The sequence below is a fragment of the Halovivax cerinus genome, from assembly GCF_024498195.1.
Classification (GTDB): Archaea; Halobacteriota; Halobacteria; order Halobacteriales; family Natrialbaceae; genus Halovivax; species Halovivax cerinus.
Window position 1 is genome coordinate 3,235,261 of sequence record NZ_CP101824.1, and the last position, 24,891, is coordinate 3,260,151.

Below are 24,891 nucleotides of genomic sequence, written 5' to 3' on the forward strand. Positions count from 1 at the left end.
CTGTCTTACCCAGATCACGGGGGGTTTCTGGCCGCCGCGTCAGCACCGGCGAGCCGGTAGATCCGCAGGCGACCTTCGTGAATGCTAAAGCGTGACTTGAGTTCGGGCGGAATCGTCTCTGCCTTTCCGATGACGAGGTATCCGTCAGGCTGCATCGATTCGCCGATCGTTTCGAGGATCGGCGCTTTGTAGGCGGGATCGATGTAGATAAACAGGTTCCGACAGACGACGAGATCGAATCCTGATTTCGAATCGTCGTTGATCAGATCGTGTCGTTGAAACGTGACCTGCCGTTTGACACGGTCTGTGAGAGAAACTGCGTCGTCCCGACCGGTTACGTAGTCGTCGTAGTCGTCCAGAAACGATAACTGGGCATCGATGTCCGTCGTCTTCGAACGTTCGTACACGCCCGCGCGGGCGGTCGCCAGTGCGGACTCACTGATGTCCGTCCCGAGGATGTAGAGGTCGGATTCGTCGATACGGGGATCCGCGTGAGCCAGCATCGAAATCGAGTACGTCTCGCGGCCGTCCGCACAGGCGGCAGACCAGACGTGAACGGAGCCCGGCGTCGACGAGAGCGTTGCAAGCACCTCGCGAATACCCTCCCAGACGTCGGGATTTCTGAAAAAGCCGGTGACGTTGATCGAGAGCGAGTCCAGTATTGCGGCCTGTTCGTCGGCGTCCTCGCGGAGCAACTCGAAGTACGCGTCGTATCCGTCGCTGTCCGTTCGCCTGATCCGCGACGAAATCCGCCGGTCGAGGTAGCTATCGTTGTAATGACTGGTCGCAAAATCGAGTTCGTCCTCGACGAAGGAACAGATCTCTTCGAACCCGTCCTCGGTCACAGTTCCGTCACTCCGATTTCTTCGTTGCCTTTGATGCGGAGCGTCCCGGTGCCCGGGGTGAATTCGACCGTCCGTCCGTGACTGCCACCCACGTCTTCGTCCACGAGCGGGACGCCAAGTTTCTCCAGTTCCTCGCGGGCGGCGACGGCGTTGCGCTCTCCGACGCCCTCGCCGAAACTCTCGAATTGAAACATATCACTTCCGCCGGCGATCTTCGCCTCCACGTCGGTGTACGTCGCCCCTCGTTCGACCATCCGACGGAGCAAGGCACGAATGGCCGTGTCGACGTACTTCCCGGGTTTCATATCGCTGTTTTCCGCGGCGTCACCGTCCGGGAGCATCGTGTGGGCGAGCCCGCCGATACTGCTTCCGGGATCGTACAGCGCGATCGCGAGACACGATCCGAGGCCGTAGGACTTCAGGGTATCGTCCCCGGACGAGACCGCGAGTTCGGAGATGCCAACCTGGACGGATTCGGGTGCGCCAGGTTCGCTACCGTAGGTCTTCATGTTCCCTCGATGTCGCCAAATTCGGCGGTCGTCGGCGTCTCGTCGATCTTGCTCACGTCCAGGTCGTTGAGCGCCCGTTCGAGATCGGACTCGTCGGGGATCGCGTAGACTTCACAGTCGAACTCGCGACCGTCGGCGACGACGGTCGTATCGAAGACGAACGCGTAATCTTGGTCCTCCCCGAGTTGAATTACGATGGGGTCGACCGCTGCGGCACCGATGTCGTGGATGAACTCGGGTGTCGAGTGATCGATGGTCGTGTCGAGGACGTTCGCCCAGCCGTCCAGGAAGCCACTCGCCATGATGTTTCCGAGTTCCTTGATAGCGCTTTTATCCATCTCCGTGAACTCGTCCGGGGAGCTTCCGGTATCCGTCGGCACCATCGCGTCGACGATTTCGCTGGCCGACGCTTCGTCGAACAGGAAGAGCAAGTACCCACTCGGTGTCCCGTCGAACTCGAAGGCGACGCCGACCAGGCGCTGGTTTGCGACCTCCTGTGGAATGGCTTCGAGCGAGACGAAGTTCAGCCTCCGGATCTCGACCGTCGTCTCGATACCAGTGAGGGTCGTGGCCGTCTTCGCGACTTCTTCGGCCCCCTGCTCTGCCATGCGGTCGAATCCCTCGAGCTTGTCGTACTCGATGCCCTCGTTCGTGCGAAGGCGTTCGAGCAACACCGCCATCGAGTCGTGCTCGGGAAAGAGGTAGTGACGGAACCCCGTTTCGGCACCGACCGCTTCGATGTGGCTCTGGAAGACCAGCGCCAGGTCGTCGGCCTCGGGAGCCGCCTCGACGTCGCCGAAGAAGTCCGCCGACGACGTCCCGCTCGCGTACTCGGGCGTGGAAACGTCGATGGCCGTCTCCAGGACGTCAGCCCAGCCGTCGACGAACCCGTTGTTCATGATCTGGCCGAGTTCGGTCACCGCAGACTGACTCAATTCGTCACCGAGACCGACCTCGGTATCGGGAAGCAACGCATCGATTATCGTCTCGGCACTCCCTCGATCGAACACGAGGATGGAGTGGCCGTCGATGCCGCCCGAGAGTTCGACGCGTACGCCGACGTTCTGCGTCTCGTCGTCGAAATCGTGACGGATCTCGGTGCCGCGCATGAAGTTGAGTTTGGTCACGCCCACGTGCGTGTCCACACCTGTCATCTGTGTCAATCGCCCCGCTGCCAGGCCCGCACCCTCTTGAGCCATGCGGTAGAACGTTCCCAGCGCGTTGACGTCCAGTTTCATGCAGTTTGGGGTTCGATGGCGTTGACCATCCCGACGAACTCCTCTAAGTCCGGAAACGCGTAGATCTCCGCCTCGATCTGGTAACTCGGAACGGAGAGCTCGGAGTCGAAGAAGAGCGCGAGGTCGTCGCCACCCAGCCCTGCTGTACGAACGACGATGTCGCCAGCCGGCGCGTACACCAGCTGCGGCGCGGCGGTGTCGATCGCTCGACCGAGTACGTCAGCCCAGCCGTCGATGAACCCTGAGGCCATCATGTTGCCCATCTCTTCGACGGCACTCCGTGCCATCTTACCGGAGACGTTGCCCATGTCGTCGACGACGTCCCTGAGCATGAGTGCGGTTATCTTCTTCGCGCTGGCCTCTGGGAACAGGATCAGGATGTGTCCGTGGGGCTCGTCGAGGAGCCTGACGCGAACACCGACGCGCTTGCCCGCGTCGAGTTGTGATTTGATATCCTGGACGTCGATGAAGTTCGTCTTCGTCACCTCCATGCGGGCGTCTTCGCCCGTGAGCTTTCCCATGTTGTCGGCGACGCCGTTCGTCCCGACTTTCGCCATCTCGTTTATGAAACTCAGCTTTCGAATGTCTACTTGTAGCGTCATGATTACTCGTGCCTCCGGGACCGGGTATCGTGGATTTCGTTCATTGTTACAGGGTACTCACGTCGAGGATAGTAATAACTTCCCCCCGACCGCGGACCGTCGCTCCGCTGATTCCGGGAATGTTCCGCATGAATCCTTCGAACGGCTTGACGACGACCTCACGACGGGTGTGGACGACGTCGCACTCCAGCGCGACCGATCTGACATCGTCACGGACGCGAACGAGCATTCCGTCGGAATCCGTCGACGACGTCGAAGCCGCCTCGAGGGCGTCGTCGAGTCGGACGACCGGGACGCTCTCTTCGTCCGTCTCGTAGACGAGTTCGCCCCCCGTGTCGCGGACGTTCGCGACGTCTCCAACTTCCCTGACGACGTCGACCGGAATTCCGAACTGCTCGCCACCCGCTTCGACGAAGAGCACGTCGTCGACGGCGACGCTCACCGGAAGGGTCATCGTGACTGTCGTCCCGTCTCCGGGTTCGCTCTGGATCGAGACGGAACCGTTCAGTTCGTCGACCGTTCTGCGAACGACGTCCATCCCGACGCCGCGCCCGCTGACGTCTGTCACCTCGTCCGCCGTCGAGAGTCCGGAGTGGAAGACGAGGTCGTACGCCTCATCGTCGGAGAGTTCGTCGGCCTCCTCCCGACTGAGGATGTCGGCTTCGACCGCCTCGTCCCGGAGCCGATCGGCGTCGATGCCGCGACCGTCGTCGGATATTTCGATCCGAACCCGGTTCTGTGCGCGCTCCGCCGAAAGGTCGATCGTCCCCTCGGTCGGTTTGTCGGCCGCCTCGCGCGTCGTCTCGTCTTCGATACCGTGGTCGACCGCGTTTCGAACGAGGTGGATCAACGGATCTCCGATCCGGTCCAAGACGCCGCGATCGAGTTCGACGTCAGCGCTCGACTGATCGAACGCGACGGACTTGTCCTGGTCCCGAGCCAGGTCTCGGACGACGCGCGGGAGTCGATTCGTCACGGTCTGCAGCGGGACGAGTCGGACGTCCATAACCGTCTCCTGGAGTTCAGCAGTGAAGTCCTCGAGATCGTCGAGTTCACGCTCTAGGGACTCGTAGGGTTCGCGCCGATCGACGGCCGATCGGAGCCGAACCCGGGAGGTGACGAGCCCCTCGACGAGTTGTAAGAGCGTGTCGACCTGCTCGCGATCGACGCGAACCGACTGGGCGTGTGGATCGAGTTCCGTATCCGTATCCACGGTCGCTTCAGTCGGAACGGTGATATCCGGTGTGACCATCTCGGGGAGACCAGCGAGCACTTCGTCCGCGGGGTCTGCGTCCTCGAAATCCGTGCCGGTCGTGTCCACCGACATTCCATCCGCGTCCACCGACGACGTATCGGTCCGATCCGCCCCCTCGGACGGACCGAACGTGCCGGCAGAATCGAAGTCGGTCTCGCTATCGGGATCCGTCGTGGGTGGATCGGTGTGGAAGTCGTCTCCGTCGAACTCGTCTCCCTCAGTTGCAACACGGTCGGTCGATACGTCCCCGGAGTCGAGAACGCCACCGTCGAAGTCGGAACCGACGACCTCCTCGAACGACTCGATAGCATCCGCATCGAAGTCCACCGCATCGTCCTCGAACGACTCGGAAGCGTCCGCGTCGAAGCCCACCGCATCGTCCTCGAACGACTCGGAAGCGTCCGCGTCGAAGTCCACCGCATCGTCCTCGAACGACTCGGAGGCGTCCGCGTCGAAGTCCACCGCATCGTCCTCGAACGACTCGGAGGCGTCCGCGTCGAAGTCCACCGCATCGTCCTCGAACGACTCGGAAGCGTCCGCGTCGAACGCATCCGAATCGTGGTCCGAGTACGACGTGGGAGCAGTTCCGGAATACGGATCAACGTCATCACCGAACGCCGAGTCGGCCTCATCGGTGTCGACGGATCCATCCGTGGGAGAGCGTTCGTCGTCGGGATCAGCGACCGCGGAGGCTTCGACCGGACTCGCCTCGTCACCCACGTCGGCGGGTTCGCCGTCAGATGCGGCAACCGATTCGTCGGACTCGACATCGACGGCAGAATCGTCGGTCTGGCTCGCATGCGCGGCCTCGGTCGACTGGTCCGTCGATTCGTCGCCCGTCACCGTGAGATCGTCGAGACCACTCGAGAGATCGAACGCCGGTGGCTCGTCGCCCGACGCGACCCCCTGAGACCCGGTCTCGGCTCCGGGAGTACCACTCCCCACAGCACCCGACTCCTCCTCCGGTGGGACCGCTTCGGACGTATCCGGCTCGGCAGGTGAATCACCCTCGTCGATATCGAGTCCATCTTCGAAGGGATCGTCTCCATAGGCGGTCGCTCCATCGGTCGGTTCATCGCTCGCTTCGGTGGATTCTGCCGGTTCAGCATCGGCAATCGATCCGGAGTCGCCTGCCGTCACACTGTCGTCCGCTGAGTCGGCACCCAGATCGGCTTCGGCTTCCGCCACATCCTCTGCTGAGTCGGCCTCCAGGTCGACCTCGGCCTCCGCCGCATCCTCCGCTGAGTCGGCTCCCAGATCGACCTCGGCCTCCGCCGCATCCTCCGCTGAGTCGGCTCCCAGATCGACCTCGGCCTCCGCTGTATCTTCCGATGGGTCGGCCTCCAAGTCGACCTCGGTCTCCGCCGCATCCTCCGCTGAGTCGGCACCCAGATCGGCTTCGGCCTCCGCCGCATCCTCAGCTGAGTCGGCTTCAATATCGACCTCGGCCCCCGCCGTATCCTCACCTGGGTCGGCACCCAGATCGACCTCGGCCTCCGCCGCATCCTCCGCTGAGTCGGCTCCAAGATCGGCTTCGGCTTCCGCCACATCCTCCGCTGAATCGGCCTCCAGGTCGACCTCGGCCTCCGCCGTATCGGTTCGCTCGTCGACGGCGCTACCGGAGTCGCCGAAGGCATCTGCAGGGTCGGTTTCCGTTACACCGTCCGCCTCTGCGTCGGCGGACGATGATTCTCCATCGATCGACCCACCACCGAACAGTTCGTCCGCGAAGGCGGACGATTCGGACGGTTGGGAGTCTGTCGCGTCGCCAGTCGGTTCGTCGGCCGGCGTGGCGTCGATGGACGTCTCGGCAGGCTGTTCGTCGAATTCACCGTCACCGGCCACGACGTCCGTCGACTCCGAATCGTCGGTCGATGGGTCCGAACTCGCAGCCGTCTCGCTGTCGTCCGCCGTCGACGACGCGACCGTCGGGTCTGACGACGAATCCGTTCCCGACGCCGACGACTCGGGTTCCGATTCCGCGGGTGACGGTGTCGACCAGGTAGTCGTCGCTGGATCGGACGGGCCCGACGGTTCGTCACCGACAGGGTCGACTGTGGACGAATCGGCATCGTCGACGTCGAGAAACGCGGCGTCGTCGACGTCGACATCGTCGCCGAGTAACTCGTCCATACTGACTTCCTCTTCGTCGAACTCGTCGAACTCGAGTTCGTCGAGTTCGTCCTGCAGTTCGTCGAACCCGACCATGTCGACTTCCTGTTTGAGTTCTGCGAAGACAGCGCTCGCGTCCTCGACGTCGTCATCGTCGTCGGGTGCGTCCTCCTGCGGTTCCTCGTCGGAGTCGACGACGATATCGTCGAACGACCCCGCTTCACCAATGTCCTCGAACTCGCTGACGTCGTCGATTTCGTCGGCGAGCGCGTCGATATCGTCGAGTTCAGTGAACTGGTCCAGCAGGTCGTCGACCGACATGTCGTTCGCCTCGTCTGAGGAGATGTCGCTCCCGATATCGTCGTCGATCGGAGAGAAGGGGTCAGCGTCGTCAGCCTGTAGTTCACCGGTGACGGAGAGAATGCTGAAGGCTTCGACTGCATCGACCGGTTCGAGAGCCGCAGAGATTGCCGATTCGTCGACGGCAGCCCCGAACACGGCATCGATACGGTTGCCGTGCTCTTCGTTTTCGATCGCGGTTCGAGACGGGTCGGTCCCAATGAGGTCGAAGGCGTCGTTCAACGCCTCGATGACGACGAGACCGTTGTTCAGGTCGGCGGACTCGGCGATCGCCATCCGGACCAGATAGGCGTCGTGGGCCGGGTCCGACGGCGGTGAAAATCTCGCGAGGGTCGCTTCACGCTCGTCCGGGGTCGGCGGGGTGACGTCGACCGAATCGTCCGACAACGGGGCTCGAAGCGCCGCTATCGTCTCCGCTGGCTCGGTGCGAATCTCGCCGTCGACCGCAAGCTCGTCCACCATGGTTTCGAGACAGTCGACCGCGGCGAACAGCGAGTCCATCCGTTCCGGAGTCACCTCGACCGATCCTGATCGAATATCGTCGAGGATGTCCTCCATCGCATGAGCGAGGTCACTCGCTCGGTCGAGTCCCATCGCACCCGCGTTGCCCTTCAACGTGTGGGCAGTTCGAAATATATCCCGAACGACGTCCGTGTCGTCCGGCGATCGTTCGAGTTCGAGCAGAAGATTGTTCAGTTTCGTAATGGCCGCTTCGGTCTCGTCGACGAATTCTCGTACGTACTCGTCCATTAGTGTGCACCTCCGCAATCGGCGTTCCCGTCCATCACGGTCGCGACGATTCGCTCCGGAAGCGACGGCGCAGGGACGATCTCGTCCACGGCACCGGTCGCAATCGCCTGTTTGGGAATCCCGAAAACCGGACTCGTCCGTTCGTCCTGGGCGAACGTTCGGCCACCGGCGTCGTGTATCGCCTGGATGCCGCTCGCTCCGTCACGACCCATCCCGGAGCAGACGACGCCCACCATGGCCGCCGGCTGGGCAGCGGCGACCGATTCCATGGTCACGTCGATCGAGGGCCTGACGCCGTGTACACGCGAACCGGTCGACAGCGAAACGAGGAGACCGGACCCAGTCGAACGAACACACTCGACGTGTGCATCGCCCGGGGCCACCAGCGCTTCTCCGGCGGTGAGACGATCGGAATCTGTAGCCTCACGCACCGAGTAGTCGGTTCGGCGATCAAGGCGGTCGGCGAACCGCTCCGTGAACCCGGCCGGCATGTGCTGTACGACGAGGATGCGCGCGTCGAGCGCTCGTGGAAGCGCCTCGACGATTCCTTCGACGATGCGTGGACCACCCGTAGACGCACCGATCACGATCGTCGGGGGAGTATCCGGCGATCGATCGAGGTCGACCGACGCGTCGGCCCACGATTCGCTCGCGTCGAGGGCCCGTCGAGACGACTCGGGAATCGCGGATCCACCGGTCATCGACGCCGTCGACCCCGACGTGACGTCGACAGGTCCGGACGATCCGGTCACCATCCTGGTTCGGGTTCGCGATCGATGGGCCGCAGCCGTCGTCTGTGCGAGCGCCAGGGCAGCGGTACTGGCGGACGCGAGCTCGTCGACGGTCGAGACGAGTTCGTCGGTCAGGTCTGCGAGCGACCGATCGTCCGTCCCGTCTGGTTTGTCGATGATGGCCATCGCCCCCCGGTTCAGCGCCTCCATCGAGGCATCCGCGCCGTCGTCGGTGTGGACGCTCAGCATGACGATCGGAGTCGGGTCGGTCGCCATGATTCGATCGACGGTTTCGATGCCGTCCACGCCCGGCATCTCGACGTCCATCGTTACGACGTCCGGTTCGAACGCACGGACCGCATCGATCGCCGCTTCGCCGTCAGACGCCGTTTCGACGTCGTAACCGGCCGCACACAGTGCGTCTTCGACGACCGTCCTGATGAACCGGGAATCGTCGACGACCAGTACTCTCGTCATGCAGCGACGACGTCAGCGAGGGCTTTGCGAACGCTTGGTTCTTCGAACGGCTTCGTCACGTACCCGTCGGCCCCAGCCTTGACCGCGAGTTTCATCTTCTCACGCTGGCCGACACTCGTACACATGATGACGCGCGACCGTGGATCGAGCTTCTTGATCGCGGCCGTGGCCTTGATCCCGTTGCACTTTGGCATCACGATGTCCATCATGACGATGTCGGGGTTCTCCTCTTTGTACAGTTTCACCGCCTCGGCTCCGTTCGACGCCTCGCCGACGATGCGATAGTCGTCCTCCAGAATCTGGCGAAGGAGATTTCGCATAAAATGGGAGTCGTCGACGATAAGCACCCCTTGCGACATTTAGTTGTACACCAAGGTTTTGTAGAAATACAACGACCATAAATGCTGTCTCCCGAATATCACTCCTGATAAACGGAGCAAGGTGGCCAGTTCCGGATCGGCGTTCTCCCACGGGAGGACGTCGAACGCGACAGAATCCGCCAGCAGGGCGCCAGGGAGAACCGGCGACCGAGTGAGAGGAGTCGACGCTGTAACCGGATGAGGCGGGTGCGACTATTCAGGCGACCCAGAATCGATCGACGACTCCGTCGAAGTGGACTCGGCCGACGTCTCCGACGACGCTGAATCGACCGTCTCGCGTCCTTCGCCGAGGTGACCGGAAGCCAGCAGAAACCGGTCGATATCGAGGATCGGCGTGATTTCGATCTCGACGTCCGCCGGTTCGGCTCGATCGACCCGGTCGTCGGACTTCGGGCGGTCCTCCGCCTCGTCGAGGGAGAACTCACCGACGACGACACCCGAATCGTCCGGTTCGGGATCCGAACGGTCGGAGACGAGTCCCCCTCCGGAGCCGATCGCCGAGTCCCCCTCCGTCGCGTGGACCACGGTTTCTACGACGTCGTCGCGCGGGCGATTCTCGAGCCGAATCGCCCCGACGATGAGCGGGTGCGCGAGCGCCGTCCCCTCGATCTCCTCAGCTGTATACTCGGCGTCGGCGATCACGTCGTCTTCAGGAATCGACTCGACTCCGTCCACCTCATCTACGTGCATCGCGGCAGGCTGGTCTTGGTCGGCGAACACCAGAAGCGACGTTCGCTCCGACGGCCCACCGCTGTCAGGAAAGAGAACGTGCGGGTCGACCAGCGTCGTGATCTGTCCGCGTATGTCCGTCACCCCGACGATCGCAGGTGGCGACCGTGGCACCCGCGTCACCTCTATCGAGCGATTGACGATCGAACCGACGTCGGCAACCGGGACGGCGAGGCGATGATCGCCGATGTGAACGATCGTAAACCGCTCGTAGACGACGTCGTCCGACCTGGACGAATCGGACGCCTCCTCCCGATCGCCGCCTGCATCGAGAAGTCCGTCTGGGAGATCACCTGCCATGTTCGTCTCTACGTATCTAAGTGCACAGTTAAAACTGTGCCCCTCGGTGACGGGTCAAAAACCACCGTTCGAACGAGCGGCGTCCCAGAATCGAGACAGGTGCTACGTGTCGATGGTCGGACGACCGAACGAGGGATGACACCGGGCACGAGGGATGACACCGGGCACGAGGGATGACACAAGATTCGAACGCCAGGACACCCGCGTACGACGGTCCGTCCACGACAGGTGGATGTCACTCGGTCCCGTCGTCCGACTCCACGCTCATCGCCATTCGTCGGCGTTCGAGCCGTTTGATCCGACGGTAGGTCACCGCTGCCGCGACCCCGCCCGCGCCGAGTACGAGAACGACGAGCCCGTAGAACAACGTGCGGTCCCGTTCGTGGTAGTACCGGACGGATATCGAGCTATCGACCGACTCCCAGTACAGCGACTCGGTCTCGCCGAGAACGCGCCGATCGTACGCACCCGGTTCGACCGAACCGAGGACGAACGACGACGATCGATGGCCCTCCGGCAAAGTGACGTTGTACGAACCCTCTCGAACCGCCGGGAGAGCGAACGTCTTCTTGCCGGCCGGTCCTGACACGGCGAGTGTCCCGTTGTCGGCTGGAAGGCCGATACGCGTCCGCGAATCGCCGCGTTCGACGTCGAGTTCTGACCCGGTAACGACGGTGTCGTTCGGATACCAGAACCGAACACCGTGGACGGACACGGGGCTGTCACTGTAGAGCCCTGTCCGGTACAGTTCGAGTTCGTCCGTCCCGTTCACCGTATAGACGGCCCTGAACGAGCCGTCAGAGAGCATCCCACCGGCCTCGAGATCGATCGCGACGGTCGCGTCGCGCTCTCTTAGGTCGTCGTACTCCGCGTCCTCGTCGAGTTGCTCGTCGGGGATGTCGTTCGACATGGCCGCACAGCCGGCAGTCACGACGAGAACGGCCACGACCAGGAGTGCGAGGACGAGACGACGGTGGGGGGCAGATATCATAATCAGGGGACGACACAGCGGAGTTCTGCCGGGAGATAGGATCCGATGCTCGAGAGGAGACCCGGCGGATCCGTGTCCGACGTCACGACCACGCTCTGCTCTAAGAGGCCGAGTCGCTCGACAGTGACGTAATCCTGGGCGTGTCCCGCCCGGTTCAGCGTCGCACGGACTTCTCCCCGCGTGGCGCTGTTGACGTTGAGTCGGCCGTCTCCGCGCGTCCACTCGAACAGCCGATCCCGTTCTCCGTCCGCCAGCCGGTTCGGGCCGTCGTCGCCGCCGTAGACGAACGTCATCGGCAGGTGCTGGACGAGCCCGAATCGATCGCGAATCTGGGCGGGCGTGCCCGGACCAAGGCCGAGTTCGTCGGTCGGAATGCGTACCGCCTGACCGGCGTCGAGGACGAATCCCTCCTCGTCCCAGGATTCGAGCGTCCCGACCGCTTCGGCGCCGGTCTCGAGCGTCGAGACGATTTCGCCCCACTCCTCACGCAGGACGTTCCGGGCGACGACCGCATCGGCTCCCTCGACGGTGACACTCGGGAAGTCGTCGTGGCGAACGCCGATCTCGTAGGTGACGTCCAGGTCGCCGAGCGCGTTGTCGACGAGCGAGGTGAGTGACGAGAGGGCGCGCTCGCGAGCGTCCCCGTCGACGTACACCTTGGTTGCGAGGACGACCATCAGGCTTCAGCGTCCAGGTTGAGTTCCGCCTCGAGCTGGTCGATCCGTTCGTCCATCGACGACACGAGTCGGTCGTTGTCCATCGCGTCCATCGGCGTCCCACACTCGGGACACTCGAATCCGAAGTCCATCGCCTCGCCGAACTCGAACCGGATCGAGCAGATCTCACAGAGGTAGAACTCGTGGGTCCGCTCGTACTCTCGACGGTCCGTGAGCGCGTCGTAGAGCCGGTGGAGTTCCGTCTCCAGGTTCTCGGGGATGTTGTCGTACTCGAACGTCCAGAGGTACGTCAGCCACCCGGAGTCCTCGTCGCGGAGGCGTCGATAGCTCGCGAGGTCGTTCTCGTAGAGGATGAACAGCGACCTGCGTACGTCGTTCAACTCCAGATCGAGTTCCTCGGCGAGTTCCTCGTCGGTCACTTCGCCGTCGGGCGGCGCGGCCGCAACCGGCATGCCCTTCGGCCCCACCAGCTCGTGTAAGTACTTCTGGATGACGGGGTCCTCGAGCAGATCCTCAAAAGCCATTGGGTAACGATTCCCCGATGAGCCAATTAAGTCTTTTGAGAAGCGGACGGCCGGAACCGGCCGATCGACGCGAATCTGTCCGTCGTCGACACCCCCGACGGTCACCACTCACCCATCGAGACGCTGCGTAACTACCATAAATACCCTGCACTCGACCGGTCGGAATACTTCGGACGGATTCAGGTACCGCCGACCATGGATGGATCACATCCACTCGACCGACGACAGTACCTGACCGCCGCCTGTGCCACACTCGGAACCGTGTTCGTCGCCGGCTGTTCAGACGGTGGCGGGCCGGAAGACGACACGAACGGGGACACCGGTGACGACGGCGTCGGGGACGACGGAACCGACGGGGGAGTCGGTGACGACAACGAGACCGACGACGGCATCGGTGACGACAACGAAACGGACGACGGCATGGGTGACAACGAGTCGAACGAGACAGTCGGTGGCAACGAGACCAACGAGACCACAGGAAACGATACGACAGACGAGTGACCCTCCGAATCGATCCCGGATCGACGACGTATCGTAGACGGACGCGATAATCGCCACCGACGCCGACTGTTTATCGACGAACGTCCACGGGAGTTGGAGAGACTCGAAACGGAGGGCGTGTGACGGTGATCCTGACGCGACGGAGGGCGTGTGACGGTGGTGCTGACGCGACGGAGGAGCGTGTGACGGAGTATCGACCGAGCCTCACTCCTCGTCGACCGATTCGACGAGTTTTCCGGTAGCCTGCGGCACCACTTCGCGTGAGGCGCCGACCCACTCGCGGTCGAGTTCGGCGCCGTCGAACAGCCTGTCGAGGAAGACGGCCAGCCCGGCCACCTCCGAGTGGGGCTGGTTGGTGACGGCGACGTTCCAGTCCGCCGCCTCGTAAATCTCGAACGGCACCTTCTCCGCGCCGACCACGACGAGAAGCGGCTCGCGCCGATCGACGAGGGCCGAGCGCACGTCCGCCTCGACCGCCTGTACCGGCTCGCCATACATCGTCAGGTGGGCCACGACGCCCTCCCAGTTGCGAACGACGCCGGTCGGCGAGTCTGTCCGCTCGACGGCGAACGGTCCGCCGAAGCGATCCGTGATGTCGCGTGCGGTCTCGACGGCATCCGTCGCGTTCTCGGGGAAGATAGCGCGATAGGCGCCGAGCGCCCGCGCGGTCAGCCCGACGTGGGTCGTCATCCGGTCGTCCCGCCCGGGCCGGTGCCCGAGTCGGCAGACGGCGACCTCGGGAAAGCGCTCCATACCGCCACCTCGCCCGGCGCTCATATGTGGGTTCGGGTTCGCGGCGCCGTGACAGGCGCTCGTCCCCGTCGGGAGCGGTCCGAACACACGACTGGCCGAGTGGAGCCCGCGCCTTCACATCCCGGATCTGTGAACGTCCGTTCCTGGGTTCCTAGAGAAGTGACTCAATCGTCCAGTTCTTGCAATCGGTGCTCCAGAGCCGCCGACGCCTCACGAGCCGCCTCCAGAAGTTCTTCTTCGTCGATACAACTGCTCACCTCGGCCCGGATCGAGGGTTTGCAATACGCATCGGCTTCTACGAACAAATCGTGGAGAATATCGTACGTGTCTTCGGAAAACGGTGTCTCGTCGTACAGACGCATATCGTCTAGGTACATATTCACGTAGGATTGCGAAAATTCGAACGGTGTTATTGCAGGAGTAGTGAACCACTCGATCAGTTCCAAATACAGCGTAATGTGTTCGGTTTCGTCCATTTTCGGTCGTCTCCGGGACGATCTGGGATGCGGATCGGCCTCTCTACGCGGGTCGTCCGCTCGGCAGTGCCTTCACCTCGAATGCCAGCAGTCCAATCACCGCGATGTACTCCACACAGACACTATGCCGAATCCGCGTTCCAGGCCGAACCCAGTCCATCGTGGATGGGTTAGAAACCACGTCTCGGGTGCGTGTTCCACCTGAGGTATGTTTCGGCACGGCCTCTGTGACGGATGGAGACGGAATCGCCCAATGCTATCTACGAGTCAGCGAATAGTATACGTTTCGAATAAGAAGAAAGGGAATCGAATGCTCCAAGGGGGTTGCTGGTTGTGTTCGTTCGAACAGTCAGGCGGCCAGCTTCGCTTTCCCGGTACGATCAGGCCCCACTGTTCAGACCAACGATCTGCTGGATAGCGACAGAGACAGTCGCTCGGTTATTCCACCGCCTGCCCGTCGAGCCAGTCAGAGAGGAGCGACCGAACGGCGTCCTCTCGGGGGAGGTATCGTCGTCGACAGTAGTCGTCCAGATCACCCGCTAGATCGTCCGGAAGACGGATCGTACACTCGATGTCGTCCACGGTGGGAGACCGATCGCCGACCTCGGACCGTATCGAGACTCGTTCCAGAACGGGCGCTTCGACGGCGTCGGTCTCGTCGGCGCCATCGCTGACACCGTCTCCCTCGCCGTCGGCCGCATCCACAGTTTCACCGTCGGCCGCGTCGACACCCTCGTCGTCTGCCGGCGGTCGTCCCGTCATCGCGACTCACCGTCCGTGCCTGGTCAGGCAGTGAGGCAGTCCGATCAGTTCGACCGGTTCGGAGTTGTCCGGAGAGTAGACGACGCGCTGGCCCTTCTCCATGTACGGCACCTTCGATTCGAGCGATCGGGGGATGTTGACGCTCTTGATGGCGTCCTCGTCACCCAGGTTGAGGACCACCGTCGTGTTGATCTGCTTGAAGACGGCGTCGTCGATATCCTGGGGGTCCTGCGTGACCAGAAAGAGGCCGAGGCGCTCCTTGCGGCCCTGCTTCGCGGCGTCGGTGAACTTCCCGATGACCTTCCGGGCCTGCACCGAGTCGGCGTCGGTCAGGAAGTTGTGCGCCTCGTCCATCCCCAGCAGGAGGGGCGTCTCGTCGATGCGCTCGTAGGTCGGATCGTTCGAGAGCTTCTCGTCGATGAGCAGACTCGACAGTGCGAGTACGACGGCCTCCGTCGCCCGCGAATCCGACAGGTGGTACGTTGGGACGACCGAGAGGCGACCGGGTTTGACGAATTCGTGGACCAGATCGGTGATGGGTCGTGCCGACTGGTCGAACAGGTGGCCGAAGCCGATGACGCGCCGGCGGACGGCGTCGAACGTGGCCTCGTGGACGAGTCCGCTCTCGTCCAGTTCTTCGCGGAGCGCGGGATCGTCCATGAAACTCGTGAACTCGTCGTAGGTCGCCTCCGACCCGTAATTTCGCTCGAACCGCGGCAGGAGGACGGAGACGAGCGCGCCGTACTGATTGTCGTTGAGGCCGCTCCCGGCGACGAGCCACGGATTGTCCCGCACCATCGAGAAGGGGATCGTGAACTCGATCTGCTCGGCGCGGTGGTGGTCGGCCGCGTAGGTGGCCGACCCGACCTTTGGGACGAACGCGACCGTGTCCTCGTGGCCGCCGTGGGCGATCCCCTCGCGGTCGAGCCGGCGGGCGAACGCGTCGTCGTAGTCCCCGTCGTCGTGCATCTGGGCGTACTCGTCCTGCGGGTCGAACTGGACGACGGCGGGGCGAACCTCGCGGCCGTCGCCCATCGGGTAGCGTCGCTCCTCGTCGACGAACTGCCGGAGGACGTTCTTCGCCGCGTGGGTCTTCCCGGAGCCGGTCCCGCCGGCGACGAGCGTGTGCCGGAAGGCCAGCGGATCGCCGGAGTCGTAGTCGTCGTTCAATCGGTAGTCGATCGTCGGTGGTTCCGCAGCGGTGCGAACTTTCTCACCGCCGACGGCGAGGTGCCCGAGGAAGATCCCATCCTCCGGGATCTTCAGCCCGGTCTTGATCTGCGATGGATCGCTCGCGCGTTCGAGTGTCGTCTGGGGCTTCGGGACGCGGTCGGTCATCCGTCGCTTGAGCTCCCCGGCTTCCTCGTAGAGCACCGCGACCGGGTCGAGACTCGCGACGAACTTGTAGTCGGCCTCGTCGAAGTCGTCGGTTCGCATCGCCCGTCGAGCGTGGATTTCAGTCGCGTCGTCGGCGTGGAACTGCTGGGCGTACTCGAGTCCAGTGATCCGGCAGAAGAGCAACTCGTCGTCTGGATACGGTGCGACGAGGTAGCTGCCGATCCTGATCGACGAGCGGTTCTCACGGGTGACGTACGCCCGGAGCGTCGTGTCCTCGCCGTCCTCCGTGACACGCAGCCCGCGCGAGACCGAGAGTGCTCCGATACCGTCGGCCGCTTCCGTCGACTCGATCGACGTGCGTTCGAACCGGGCGTCGTCCGTCCCCGCGTCGGGTTCGTCGTCCGCGGACGCGGCCGTCGCTTCCTCGTCGGCTGCATCGGCCCCTGGCATGGCGGTCTCGGACTCCGACTCCGCGTATTGCTCGAAGTCCCCCAGGTCAGTCATACGGACACTCACAGACGCCTGCCTAAAACGCGTTTCCCTCCGCGGCAGACGCCCGTCAGACGATGGTCCGCCGAGAGACCTCACGAGCGGTCACACCGACGACCCCGTTTCGGGGACGCCGTGACGACGGCCGATTCAGCCGAACGGCGTTTCAACCCACCAGTGCGTCACTGGGAGCGACCGTCCCCGACGTGTCGTCGTAGGTAACGATTCCAGCGGTGGAGAGCGCTGGGAGGTGGGAGTGAACGAGCGAGATGCGGATTCGGTCTACGGTCGACGCCGACGGGGCGGACCCCGATGGATCGACCTCCCTCGCCGCGATGCGCCGGCACAGTTGCGGGACCGAAAGCGGTGACCCTTCGCGCGCGAAGACGTCGACGACGAGCCGCCGGCGGGGATGTGAGAGCGTCCGGAGATGCCGAGCATACCCGGTCGGTGGCACCGATTGCAGGCGGGTTCGCACCTGCGTCGTGGCGACGTCGTCCGCGAGAGCGACCCGTTCGTCCGCCCGGTCCCACTCGACGAGCGACCGTGACGCGAGTGCCGGAAGGTGCGAGTGGCGAAGCGACGTACCCACCGTCCGTTCTTCCTGCGCGGTGACGCGTTCGGGGCTCGTTCGAGACTCGTGGGCCGCTACGTTGCGGGTGAGTTCCAATTCGTCCACGGGGTCGTCAGCGTCCGACAGGACCCACAGAATCGTCCCACGTCGCGGGTTCGAGAGCGCCGCGAGGAGGTCTGACTGCCCGGTGGCGTCGACGACCGATCGTGAGGTTGCGGCGTCGCTCTCGACAATCATGGTGGTCAGACGCGAAGGGTGGTGAAAAGTCTCACGCCGTAGGGGGCCATCCTAACCCGAATCCGCCTGGCCTCCGGCACAGGCCGGACGGGACAGGTGCACGGACCGCAGACCGACGGTACCACGGAACAGGATCGGACGGACACGTGGGCCGCTCTCCGACACGCGATCCACTCCGTCAGTGGATCCGTTCTCTGGATTCGACGCCGGGTTCGACCGAGACGTCGACGTTCTCCGACGGGACACCGATCCGAAGAAATTGCGTTCGAACGTGTTCCGTCGCGGCCGCGACTGCCTGTTCTTTCGTGTCGAACCCGCGCGGCAGCGGCGATTCGAACGCCACGTTGAGCTCTCGGTCGCCGAGTTCCAGTTTCGCTCCGCCGCTATCGACCTCGTAGAACTCATCACAGATCCAGACGTACGCGGAGTCCTGATCCGGCGCCCCGCGAAACGACGGGGCGTCCTCACCGCGCTCGTAAATCGTCCCGGTGAGTTCTGTCTCGCCGGCCCGGCCGGACACTGTGAGCATACGTAAAGGTACGCGGCCAGAACGGAAAAGGAATCCGGGGCGCTGGACGATTCGCGAGAGCGTCAGACGGTATCGTCGACCGTCCGCTCTCGACGGTCGACGGTCTGAATAGAATCGACTCAGCAGGAATACGGTCAACTCAGCAGGAATACGGTCGACTCAGCAGGGATACGGCCGACTCAGCAGGAATACGGTCAACTCAGCAGGAAACCGTTCGCCTCACCACTGACCTGTCGCGCGGTTCGTACCGACGTCGTCGCCCCACCGACGGTCGTCGTAATCGCGATCGGCGGTCGTCTCGAAGCGCTCTTCGAAGGCCTCGCGAAGGGAGGCCTTCTCCGGGGCACTGATCCGCGCCAGTTCGTCGGCCTTCTCGATAACCGTCGGCGGACCACCCGCCGTCGCGACGTCGGCGAGGAGTTGTCGCGTCAGCATCTCTCGTCTCTCGTCGTCTCGCGTGAACGCGTACGGCGCCTCGATCCGGTAACAGAGATCGTCGCGAGGATCGTAGAGGACGAAGAACGTGACCTCGTACGCGGCCGGGTCGAGCGAGCGGTCGACGCCGAGCGCGTCGCCGTCTCTCGACATCGGACCGTCCACGCCGCCGCGCGAGCGGAACCAGTTCGTGTACGTCAGCGCATCGGTCTCGCGTTCCCACCGTCGTCCGTCGACGTCTTCGACGGTCTCGCCACGTTCGAGGACGCGAGTGAAGAATGCGGTATCGTCCGTCCACGGTGCGTCGAGTCCCTTCCCCGAGACCGTTCTGGAAAGCACCCGCGTCGCGGGATTCTTGACGAAGCCGACGAGCGGGACCGAGCGGTCGACGAATGATTCGACGAGGCGGACGTAGTTCTCGAGGATCGAGCGAGGCTGCTGCTCGGTCACCAGGAGGTCGGCCAAGTCGGGATGCTGGTCCGCCCAACGGAGCAGGCCGCGCGGGTAAAGCGGCCCGTCCAGGATCAGCAGGTCGTCGACCTCGTTCGCGTGTTCGTTCGCGTGTTCGCTCTCGGCCATGTACAACGCGAGCGCGTGAACGACGCCCTCTGCGAAGCGCGGCAGCGACGGGACCTTCACCGCACGACTCCGGCTGTAGCCACCGTCGAACTCGTCCCACCGATCGTCGACGCTCGCGGTGGCGTCGTTCGAGTGAACCGACGCGATGACAGTCCGGGATCGGTGCATATCGAGGTCAGACGGGGTCGACGCCATCGCAGCCTGCGCGACGTCGATGACGAGTCCGTTCCGGAACGTGGTCGGGTTTATCGTCCCCGCGTCCAGTCCGTGCTCGGTCGTGTACGGCCGATCGCCGAGGGCGACCGCCTCGGTGTCGACCAGGTAGCGATCGACGCCCGCGATCGGTTCGAGCACGACCCGATCGTCGTCGATCAACGGGTCGAGAAAGTCCGTCCACACCGTCTCCGCTATGTCGCGATGGTCCTGTTCGGACGCACCCTGGTCGATCCGTCGCGCTAAGCGCGCGATACCGTCGAAGTGGACCGGATCGAGCGTCATGCCTCTCGCAACCGATGCCAGCGCCAAAAAGTTCGCGATCCGCTGGATCCGCCGGCGATCGGACACCGACGATCGGTAGTCGCCGCCGAACGGGACGTGACGGAGACATCCCGTCGGAAGAGAGCGATAGCTAGTTGGTCGCCCGTCGAGTCGGTTCCGGCATGGACGCGGCGCTGATCGTACTCGACGGGTGGGGGCTCGCCGCCGACGACCTGCTGTGGGATCGACTCGCGGATCGGGGGCACCAGCCGCCCGACGATTCCGACGGACGAAACGCCGTCGCCGCGGCGGAGACGCCCACCTTCGACCGCCTCGTCGATTCGGGGGCGGTCTCGACGCTCGACGCTGTCGGGCGAAGCGTCGGGTTGCCGTCGGGCCAGATGGGAAACAGCGAGGTCGGCCACCTGACGATCGGTTCCGGGCGGGTCGTCGACCAGGAGTACACGCGGATCACGGACGACATCGCGAACGGGGCATTCGGGGAGAACGCGGCCATCGACGGCGCGTACGAGTACGCCCGGCGCCACGACGGTCAAGTGCACCTCCTCGGGCTAGTCAGCGACGGGGGCGTCCACTCGGATCAGGCGCACCTACATGCGCTCGTCGAACTCGCCGCCGACCGCGACGTCGACGCCGTCACCCACGCGATCACGGACGGCCGGGACACGGCTCCGACAGGCGGACGGACCTACCTGCGCGCGCTCGAAGAGACAGTCGAGGCGCACGGCACCGGCCACGTCGCGACCGTCTCCGGACGGTACTACGCCATGGATCGCGACCAGAACTGGGAGCGGACCAGGCGGGCGTACGACGCCATCGTCGATCGGGAGGGCGCGTACGAGGCTCCCTCGGCCGTCGCAGCGGTCGAACGATCCTACGAGCGTGGAGAGACGGACGAGTTCGTCGAACCGACGCTGATCGACGGCGGACCGGCACTCGAAGATGGCGACGCCGTCGTCTGGTTCAACTTCCGGGCCGATCGCGCTCGGCAGCTGACGCGGATGCTCGCCGACATTCGACCGTCCGACTGGGAATCCGAGATCGAGACCAGCCCACCCGAAGTCGAGGTCGTCATGCTGACCGAGTACGACAAGACCTTCGACCTCCCCGTCGCCTACCCGCCCCACCAGCCCGAAAACGTCCTCGGCGAGGTGCTGGCCGGCGCCGGAAAGACCCAGCTACGGATCGCCGAGTCGGAGAAGTACGCCCACGTCACCTACTTCTTGAACGGCGGGCGCGAGGTCGAGTTCGACGGCGAGCGGAGGAAGATCGTCCAGAGTCCGGACGTCCCGACGTACGACGAACAGCCGGCGATGAGCGCGCCCGACGTCGTGGACACGGCGATCGAACGCGTCCGATCCGACGACCCGGACGTCCTCGTCCTCAACTTCGCCAACCCCGACATGGTGGGCCACACCGGCGATTTCGACGCGGCGATTGCCGCGGTCGAGGCGGTGGACCAGGGTCTCGGCCGACTCGTCGACGCGCTAACCGAGGCGGGCGCCCACACGCTGGTCACCGCCGACCACGGAAACGCAGACGACATGGGGACGACCGACGACCCGCACACGGCACACACGACGAATCCGGTCCCCGTCGTCTACGTCGGTCCGGACGGAACGCAAAGCGGACGAACGCTCCGCGACGGCGGGACGCTCGCCGATCTAGCGCCGACGCTCCTCTCGCTCGTCGGACTCGACCGGCCCACAGAGATGACCGGACGGTCACTCCTCGAAGAGTGATACCGGTCACCGGTTCGACGCGTTCCCACCACACCGGAAAGATCCGAATCGCTCAGGAGAGCACAATAGGTCTCATATAAACGGTCAAACCGGAGCGCGTCGCGCCCCTCCGTACGGTCCCATGGCCACGTCTACGCAGACCACCGAGTCGAACGGAACCGTCGTCGAATCGTACGGCTTCGGCGTCCGCATCGTCGAGCGGCGGTCAGACCCCGACACCGTCGAGTACGCGTTCGTCGCACCCGAGCACGCGGACGTCTCGTTCGAGACGCTCCCCGACGCGTACCTCTACGCCGACGTCTACTTCGACGTCAACGGTTTCGTCGAGGCCGACACCGGCACGCGCGGCGTGCCGCCGGAGATCGTCCAGGCCGGGACGGACACGCTCGCGGCCTATCTCGTGACGATGCCTTGGGCTGACGTCACCTGGGTCGCCTCGTTCTACGGGACGACACCGACGGTCATCGAGCGATACCTGTCGTGGGTACGAACGCGAGCCAAGGAGGTTCGAACGGCAGCCACCGACGAAGCCGTCGGGCCGGCCGGTGCCGACGAGTCGGCGTGAACGGCCGTCGACCAGGGCGTCTGAATTCTCCCTTCGACCGAGCGGGGAAAGAGCAGAGTGACGGCTACCGCGCGTATCGAATCGGCGAATTCACGATTCGATCGTCGAGACTGTCGACGGATCCGGTAGCGAACGGATGTCGAACCTCGGAGCCCAGGTCACGTGTCGACGAAACGTATCGGACCGGTGGCCTACGTACCGAACAATAGTCGACCAGTGTGGGGCTGTATTCTCTGACTACTTCGTTAGAAAAATAAATCAATATTATAAACCATAATGTGTAGTCGGTCGATCTATCGAGTTGCATGGTGGAATTCACCAGACGTAACCTGCTCGCATCATCGACGGCGGCCGCGCTCGGACCCGGCGTGATCGGGAGTGTCGGAGCCGCGGGCCGACCCGACGAACACGACACGCCGGAGGCGCCGTACGTGAACGGACGGCTGAAGCGATTCGCCACGACGGCGAAGGGCGCGGAGGTGACCGGCCCGTTCGTCTTCGAGACGGGCGAGGTGCTCTTCAGCGTCCAGCACCCGAGTCGCGACAATCCGGCGCCGTTCGACCGGGCGGGCGTCGGCGTCGTCGAGGGTTTTTCGTTCGCGTTCGACGGCTCGAACGACGACTTCCAGGAAGTAGAGCCGCCGCTCACGAACGCCGAACGGGGACGGGTGAAATCAGCCGCCGGGGAGTTCGTCTACCTCGTCACGGAGGGCGAGGAGATAAACGGGGGAACGGAGCGCTGGGGGCACCCGCAAACGCTGGACGGGACCGACGTCGCCGATCTCGTAGGGGAGAGCTACGAGGGCGTCGGTTACAACCCCGACATGAACGTCTTCGTGGCGACGGACGACGCCGGGGCCGAGGGGTACCTCTTTACGAACAACGAGACGACGCCCGGCTGCATCACCCGAACCCCGATCAGTCGCGGCGGGGCTGGCTCCTGGGAGGCGAATCTCGAGGACGCGATGGAGCTCGAAAATACCGACGCGTTCCGCGCGGTCGGCGGCACGCGCATCAACTGTTATGGCGACCTGTCGCCCTGGGAGACGCCCCTGTCCGCCGAGGAGGAGTACGGCCACCCGCGAGTGAACGGGCTCGTGACGGTGAGTGACATCGTCGAAGCCGGCAGCGGCGTCGGCCTCCGCGGCGGCAGCGAGTTCTTCAACCGACCGAACGTCGGCGCGGTCGAAGCCTCGCTCGAAGACACCTTCGGCGACGATGCCTGGACACCGATGGGGCTCTGGTCGAACACAGGCGTCGAGAAGTTGGCGTACTACCTCGGCGCCAAGCCTATCGACCGCACCGACGGCGAGAACACCTCGACGCCGATCGGCGACGTCTTCCCCAATCGCTACCGGTACGGGAAGATCGTCGAAGTGACCGAACCCACGGCCGCGGAACCCGTCCCCGTCAAACACCACGTGTTCGGCCGCGCGGCCTGGGAGTGTCCCGACGTGCTGCCCGACGAGCGAACGGTCTACCTCGCATCCGACGGCGGCGCGAAGGGCATCTACAAGTTCGTCGCCGAGGAGCCCATCCCGAACTACGACGACCGAATGGACGTCCGTGGCACGCTGTACGCGATGAAAGCCGCCGAGATCGGCGAGGGAACCGTCGGCGAGACCGACCTCGACGTCGAGTGGCTCGAACTCGGGACGGCGAGTAACGCCGAGGTCGAATCCTGGATCGCCGACTACGACGACGTTACCCAGGTGGACTACCTCGAAACCCACGCCGAGACCGACTGGGAGGACGACCTCGACGCCGCCCTCGCCGAGGCCGACGAGACCGTCGCGATCGAGGGCAACCGGGATTACATCACCGACGAAGAGATCGTCGAGTGGGCCAACCAGTACGACGAACGCGGCCCCGACGGCGTCGACGAGGTGCTTCGTCGGGTACCATTCCTGGAGACGCGCGCCGCGGCGAAGGAAATCGGGGCCAGCGTCGAGTTCAACAAGGCGGAGGGGATCGACTCGATCGACGACGCCGAGCCCGGCGACTACGTCTACTTCGGGATCTCTTCCCTCGGCGGCTACATGACCGACGACCGTGGGGAGCTCCGGTTCGACGAGGTCGACACCGGCGTCGTCTACCGCGCCCGCCTCGACGAGGCCTACGACGTCTCGCGACTGGAGCCCGTGATCGTCGGTCCGAACGCCAGTGATCCCGGTTCCCTGCAGGACGTCTCGCTCGTCAACGTCGACAACGTCTCCGTCATGGACGACGGACGCGTCCTCTGTTGTGAGGACAAGGGGACCTTCGGCCGCTCCTACCCCAACGACGCGATGTGGGTCTACCAGCCGCCAGCGACGCTCCGGGTCGGATCCCTCGCGCTGGCGTACGACGCGACCGGGACGGTCGAGCTGACGACCAGTGCGCTCCCCGACGGACTCGCTGGCGGACGCGTCACGGTGACCGTCTCCCACGCCGACATCGCGGCGATCGCCGACGCGAGCTACGTCGACGAGCTCGCGCTCACCGCCGATCCGGTCGTCGCATCCGACGGATCCGCCGTCGAGTTCCGCTTCGCGGACATCGAAGACGCCGTCGAGCCAGGCGCCGGCGAGACGACGCTCGCGTCGATCGAACTCGAAAGCGTCGAGACGGGGAGTACCGACCTGACGATCGAGACGCACGCCTTCGACGACGATGCAGGTGCACCGATCGAACCCGATTCGAAACCGGGTGTGGTCGTCGTCGGCCCGCCGCCGATCGGTGACGGACCCGGTGGTGACGCGCCGACGGATCCCGACGGGGACGGCAAATTCGAGGACGTCAACGGGAACGGCCGCCTCGACTACGACGACGTCGTCACGCTGTTCTCACACCTGGAGGACGACGCGGTGGAACTCGACCCGGAGGCCTTCGACTTCAACGAGAACGGACGGATCGACTACGACGACGTCGACGCCCTCTACGACGAGCTGTGA

22 protein-coding genes are annotated in these 24,891 nt (G+C 64.2%); 4 read left to right on the forward strand and 18 right to left on the reverse strand.

The features are described 5' to 3' along the window. Nucleotides 1–14: 14 nt before the first annotated feature. The 11 genes from NO366_RS15365 to NO366_RS15415 all read right to left on the reverse strand — a co-directional run bounded on the left by NO366_RS15365 (nt 15) and on the right by NO366_RS15415 (nt 12,480). The gene (locus tag NO366_RS15365; RefSeq protein ID WP_256531664.1) at nt 15–845 is read right to left on the reverse strand and encodes a CheR family methyltransferase; all 831 of its coding nucleotides are present in this window, start codon (nt 843–845) and stop codon (nt 15–17) included. Then, nucleotides 842–1,354, reverse strand: a complete 513-nt coding sequence (locus tag NO366_RS15370) for a chemotaxis protein CheD (RefSeq protein ID WP_256531665.1) — start codon at nt 1,352–1,354, stop codon at nt 842–844. The genes NO366_RS15365 and NO366_RS15370 overlap by 4 nt, the downstream gene beginning before the upstream one ends. Continuing rightward, nucleotides 1,351–2,592: a chemotaxis protein CheC gene (locus tag NO366_RS15375; RefSeq protein WP_256531666.1), complete on the reverse strand. Its 1,242-nt coding sequence runs from the start codon at nt 2,590–2,592 to the stop codon at nt 1,351–1,353. The genes NO366_RS15370 and NO366_RS15375 overlap by 4 nt, the downstream gene beginning before the upstream one ends. After that, on the reverse strand, nt 2,589–3,194 hold the full coding sequence (locus NO366_RS15380; protein ID WP_256531667.1) for a chemotaxis protein CheC: 606 nt from the start codon (nt 3,192–3,194) through the stop codon (nt 2,589–2,591). Before NO366_RS15380 ends, NO366_RS15375 begins: the two co-directional genes overlap by 4 nt. Nucleotides 3,195–3,240: 46 nt before the next feature. Next, nucleotides 3,241–7,671, reverse strand: a complete 4,431-nt coding sequence (locus tag NO366_RS15385; protein WP_256531668.1) for an ATP-binding protein — start codon at nt 7,669–7,671, stop codon at nt 3,241–3,243. Beyond that, nucleotides 7,671–8,879: a chemotaxis-specific protein-glutamate methyltransferase CheB gene (gene cheB / locus NO366_RS15390; RefSeq protein ID WP_256531669.1), complete on the reverse strand. Its 1,209-nt coding sequence runs from the start codon at nt 8,877–8,879 to the stop codon at nt 7,671–7,673. Before cheB ends, NO366_RS15385 begins: the two co-directional genes overlap by 1 nt. After that, nucleotides 8,876–9,238 carry a chemotaxis protein CheY gene (gene cheY, locus NO366_RS15395; RefSeq protein ID WP_007697168.1) on the reverse strand — a complete coding sequence of 121 codons (363 nt, stop codon included), beginning with the start codon at nt 9,236–9,238 and terminating at the stop codon, nt 8,876–8,878. The genes cheB and cheY overlap by 4 nt, the downstream gene beginning before the upstream one ends. Nucleotides 9,239–9,451: 213 nt before the next feature. Next, nucleotides 9,452–10,288 (reverse strand): chemotaxis protein CheW, encoded by an 837-nt coding sequence (locus NO366_RS15400; protein WP_256531670.1) that lies wholly within the window; start codon nt 10,286–10,288, stop codon nt 9,452–9,454. A gap of 235 nt (nt 10,289–10,523) precedes the next feature. Further along, nucleotides 10,524–11,279: a DUF5803 family protein gene (locus NO366_RS15405; RefSeq protein WP_256531671.1), complete on the reverse strand. Its 756-nt coding sequence runs from the start codon at nt 11,277–11,279 to the stop codon at nt 10,524–10,526. Between the two features lie 2 nt (nt 11,280–11,281). Then, nucleotides 11,282–11,956, reverse strand: a complete 675-nt coding sequence (locus tag NO366_RS15410; RefSeq protein ID WP_256531672.1) for a DUF2110 family protein — start codon at nt 11,954–11,956, stop codon at nt 11,282–11,284. Beyond that, entirely contained in the window at nt 11,956–12,480 is a 525-nt protein-coding gene (locus tag NO366_RS15415) for a transcription factor (protein WP_256531673.1), read from the reverse strand. Before NO366_RS15415 ends, NO366_RS15410 begins: the two co-directional genes overlap by 1 nt. 195 nt (nt 12,481–12,675) lie before the next feature. Between NO366_RS15415 and NO366_RS15420 the strand changes: the two genes are divergently transcribed. Further along, nucleotides 12,676–12,981, forward strand: a complete 306-nt coding sequence (locus NO366_RS15420) for a hypothetical protein (RefSeq protein WP_256531674.1) — start codon at nt 12,676–12,678, stop codon at nt 12,979–12,981. 204 nt (nt 12,982–13,185) lie between these two features. Here the strand turns inward: NO366_RS15420 and NO366_RS15425 are convergent, their stop codons facing one another. From NO366_RS15425 to NO366_RS15455, 7 genes are all read right to left on the reverse strand, one after another. Next, nucleotides 13,186–13,734: a tRNA (cytidine(56)-2'-O)-methyltransferase gene (locus NO366_RS15425; RefSeq protein WP_256531675.1), complete on the reverse strand. Its 549-nt coding sequence runs from the start codon at nt 13,732–13,734 to the stop codon at nt 13,186–13,188. Between the two features lie 164 nt (nt 13,735–13,898). After that, nucleotides 13,899–14,210: a colicin immunity domain-containing protein gene (locus NO366_RS15430; protein ID WP_256531676.1), complete on the reverse strand. Its 312-nt coding sequence runs from the start codon at nt 14,208–14,210 to the stop codon at nt 13,899–13,901. A 438-nt stretch (nt 14,211–14,648) separates the two neighbouring features. Then, nucleotides 14,649–14,972, reverse strand: a complete 324-nt coding sequence (locus tag NO366_RS15435; RefSeq protein WP_256531677.1) for a hypothetical protein — start codon at nt 14,970–14,972, stop codon at nt 14,649–14,651. Nucleotides 14,973–14,978: 6 nt separating this feature from the next. Further along, complete coding sequence (locus NO366_RS15440; protein ID WP_382273890.1) at nt 14,979–16,760, reverse strand: ATP-binding protein; 1,782 nt, start codon at nt 16,758–16,760, stop codon at nt 14,979–14,981. A 205-nt stretch (nt 16,761–16,965) separates the two neighbouring features. After that, nucleotides 16,966–17,610 (reverse strand): DUF7344 domain-containing protein, encoded by a 645-nt coding sequence (locus tag NO366_RS15445; RefSeq protein ID WP_256531679.1) that lies wholly within the window; start codon nt 17,608–17,610, stop codon nt 16,966–16,968. A gap of 178 nt (nt 17,611–17,788) precedes the next feature. Then, complete coding sequence (locus NO366_RS15450; protein ID WP_256531680.1) at nt 17,789–18,139, reverse strand: DUF7113 family protein; 351 nt, start codon at nt 18,137–18,139, stop codon at nt 17,789–17,791. Between the two features lie 219 nt (nt 18,140–18,358). Next, nucleotides 18,359–19,651: a DNA double-strand break repair nuclease NurA gene (locus NO366_RS15455; RefSeq protein WP_256531681.1), complete on the reverse strand. Its 1,293-nt coding sequence runs from the start codon at nt 19,649–19,651 to the stop codon at nt 18,359–18,361. 161 nt (nt 19,652–19,812) lie between these two features. Here NO366_RS15455 and gpmI point away from each other — a divergent pair, with 161 nt between their 5' ends. The 3 genes from gpmI to NO366_RS15470 all read left to right on the forward strand — a co-directional run bounded on the left by gpmI (nt 19,813) and on the right by NO366_RS15470 (nt 24,891). Continuing rightward, entirely contained in the window at nt 19,813–21,393 is a 1,581-nt protein-coding gene (gene gpmI, locus NO366_RS15460) for a 2,3-bisphosphoglycerate-independent phosphoglycerate mutase (protein ID WP_256531682.1), read from the forward strand. A gap of 121 nt (nt 21,394–21,514) precedes the next feature. Further along, entirely contained in the window at nt 21,515–21,958 is a 444-nt protein-coding gene (locus tag NO366_RS15465; RefSeq protein ID WP_256531683.1) for a hypothetical protein, read from the forward strand. A 305-nt stretch (nt 21,959–22,263) separates the two neighbouring features. Continuing rightward, entirely contained in the window at nt 22,264–24,891 is a 2,628-nt protein-coding gene (locus NO366_RS15470) for an alkaline phosphatase PhoX (RefSeq protein WP_256531684.1), read from the forward strand.

What these genes read in the sequence shown, in the direction of transcription:
- NO366_RS15370 (WP_256531665.1), bottom strand. Translation starts at nt 1,354, where the DNA reads ATGAAGACCTACGGTAGCGAACCTGGCGCACCCGAATCCGTCCAGGTT.
- NO366_RS15375 (WP_256531666.1), bottom strand. Translation starts at nt 2,592, where the DNA reads ATGAAACTGGACGTCAACGCGCTGGGAACGTTCTACCGCATGGCTCAA.
- NO366_RS15380 (WP_256531667.1), bottom strand. Translation starts at nt 3,194, where the DNA reads ATGACGCTACAAGTAGACATTCGAAAGCTGAGTTTCATAAACGAGATG.
- NO366_RS15385 (WP_256531668.1), bottom strand. Translation starts at nt 7,671, where the DNA reads ATGGACGAGTACGTACGAGAATTCGTCGACGAGACCGAAGCGGCCATT.
- cheB (WP_256531669.1), bottom strand. Translation starts at nt 8,879, where the DNA reads ATGACGAGAGTACTGGTCGTCGACGATTCCCGGTTCATCAGGACGGTC.
- cheY (WP_007697168.1), bottom strand. Translation starts at nt 9,238, where the DNA reads ATGTCGCAAGGGGTGCTTATCGTCGACGACTCCCATTTTATGCGAAAT.
- NO366_RS15400 (WP_256531670.1), bottom strand. Translation starts at nt 10,288, where the DNA reads ATGGCAGGTGATCTCCCAGACGGACTTCTCGATGCAGGCGGCGATCGG.
- NO366_RS15405 (WP_256531671.1), bottom strand. Translation starts at nt 11,279, where the DNA reads ATGATATCTGCCCCCCACCGTCGTCTCGTCCTCGCACTCCTGGTCGTG.
- NO366_RS15410 (WP_256531672.1), bottom strand. Translation starts at nt 11,956, where the DNA reads ATGGTCGTCCTCGCAACCAAGGTGTACGTCGACGGGGACGCTCGCGAG.
- NO366_RS15415 (WP_256531673.1), bottom strand. Translation starts at nt 12,480, where the DNA reads ATGGCTTTTGAGGATCTGCTCGAGGACCCCGTCATCCAGAAGTACTTA.
- NO366_RS15420 (WP_256531674.1), top strand. Translation starts at nt 12,676, where the DNA reads ATGGATGGATCACATCCACTCGACCGACGACAGTACCTGACCGCCGCC.
- NO366_RS15425 (WP_256531675.1), bottom strand. Translation starts at nt 13,734, where the DNA reads ATGGAGCGCTTTCCCGAGGTCGCCGTCTGCCGACTCGGGCACCGGCCC.
- NO366_RS15430 (WP_256531676.1), bottom strand. Translation starts at nt 14,210, where the DNA reads ATGGACGAAACCGAACACATTACGCTGTATTTGGAACTGATCGAGTGG.
- NO366_RS15435 (WP_256531677.1), bottom strand. Translation starts at nt 14,972, where the DNA reads ATGACGGGACGACCGCCGGCAGACGACGAGGGTGTCGACGCGGCCGAC.
- NO366_RS15440 (WP_382273890.1), bottom strand. Translation starts at nt 16,760, where the DNA reads ATGCCAGGGGCCGATGCAGCCGACGAGGAAGCGACGGCCGCGTCCGCG.
- NO366_RS15445 (WP_256531679.1), bottom strand. Translation starts at nt 17,610, where the DNA reads ATGATTGTCGAGAGCGACGCCGCAACCTCACGATCGGTCGTCGACGCC.
- NO366_RS15450 (WP_256531680.1), bottom strand. Translation starts at nt 18,139, where the DNA reads ATGCTCACAGTGTCCGGCCGGGCCGGCGAGACAGAACTCACCGGGACG.
- NO366_RS15455 (WP_256531681.1), bottom strand. Translation starts at nt 19,651, where the DNA reads ATGACGCTCGATCCGGTCCACTTCGACGGTATCGCGCGCTTAGCGCGA.
- gpmI (WP_256531682.1), top strand. Translation starts at nt 19,813, where the DNA reads ATGGACGCGGCGCTGATCGTACTCGACGGGTGGGGGCTCGCCGCCGAC.
- NO366_RS15465 (WP_256531683.1), top strand. Translation starts at nt 21,515, where the DNA reads ATGGCCACGTCTACGCAGACCACCGAGTCGAACGGAACCGTCGTCGAA.
- NO366_RS15470 (WP_256531684.1), top strand. Translation starts at nt 22,264, where the DNA reads ATGGTGGAATTCACCAGACGTAACCTGCTCGCATCATCGACGGCGGCC.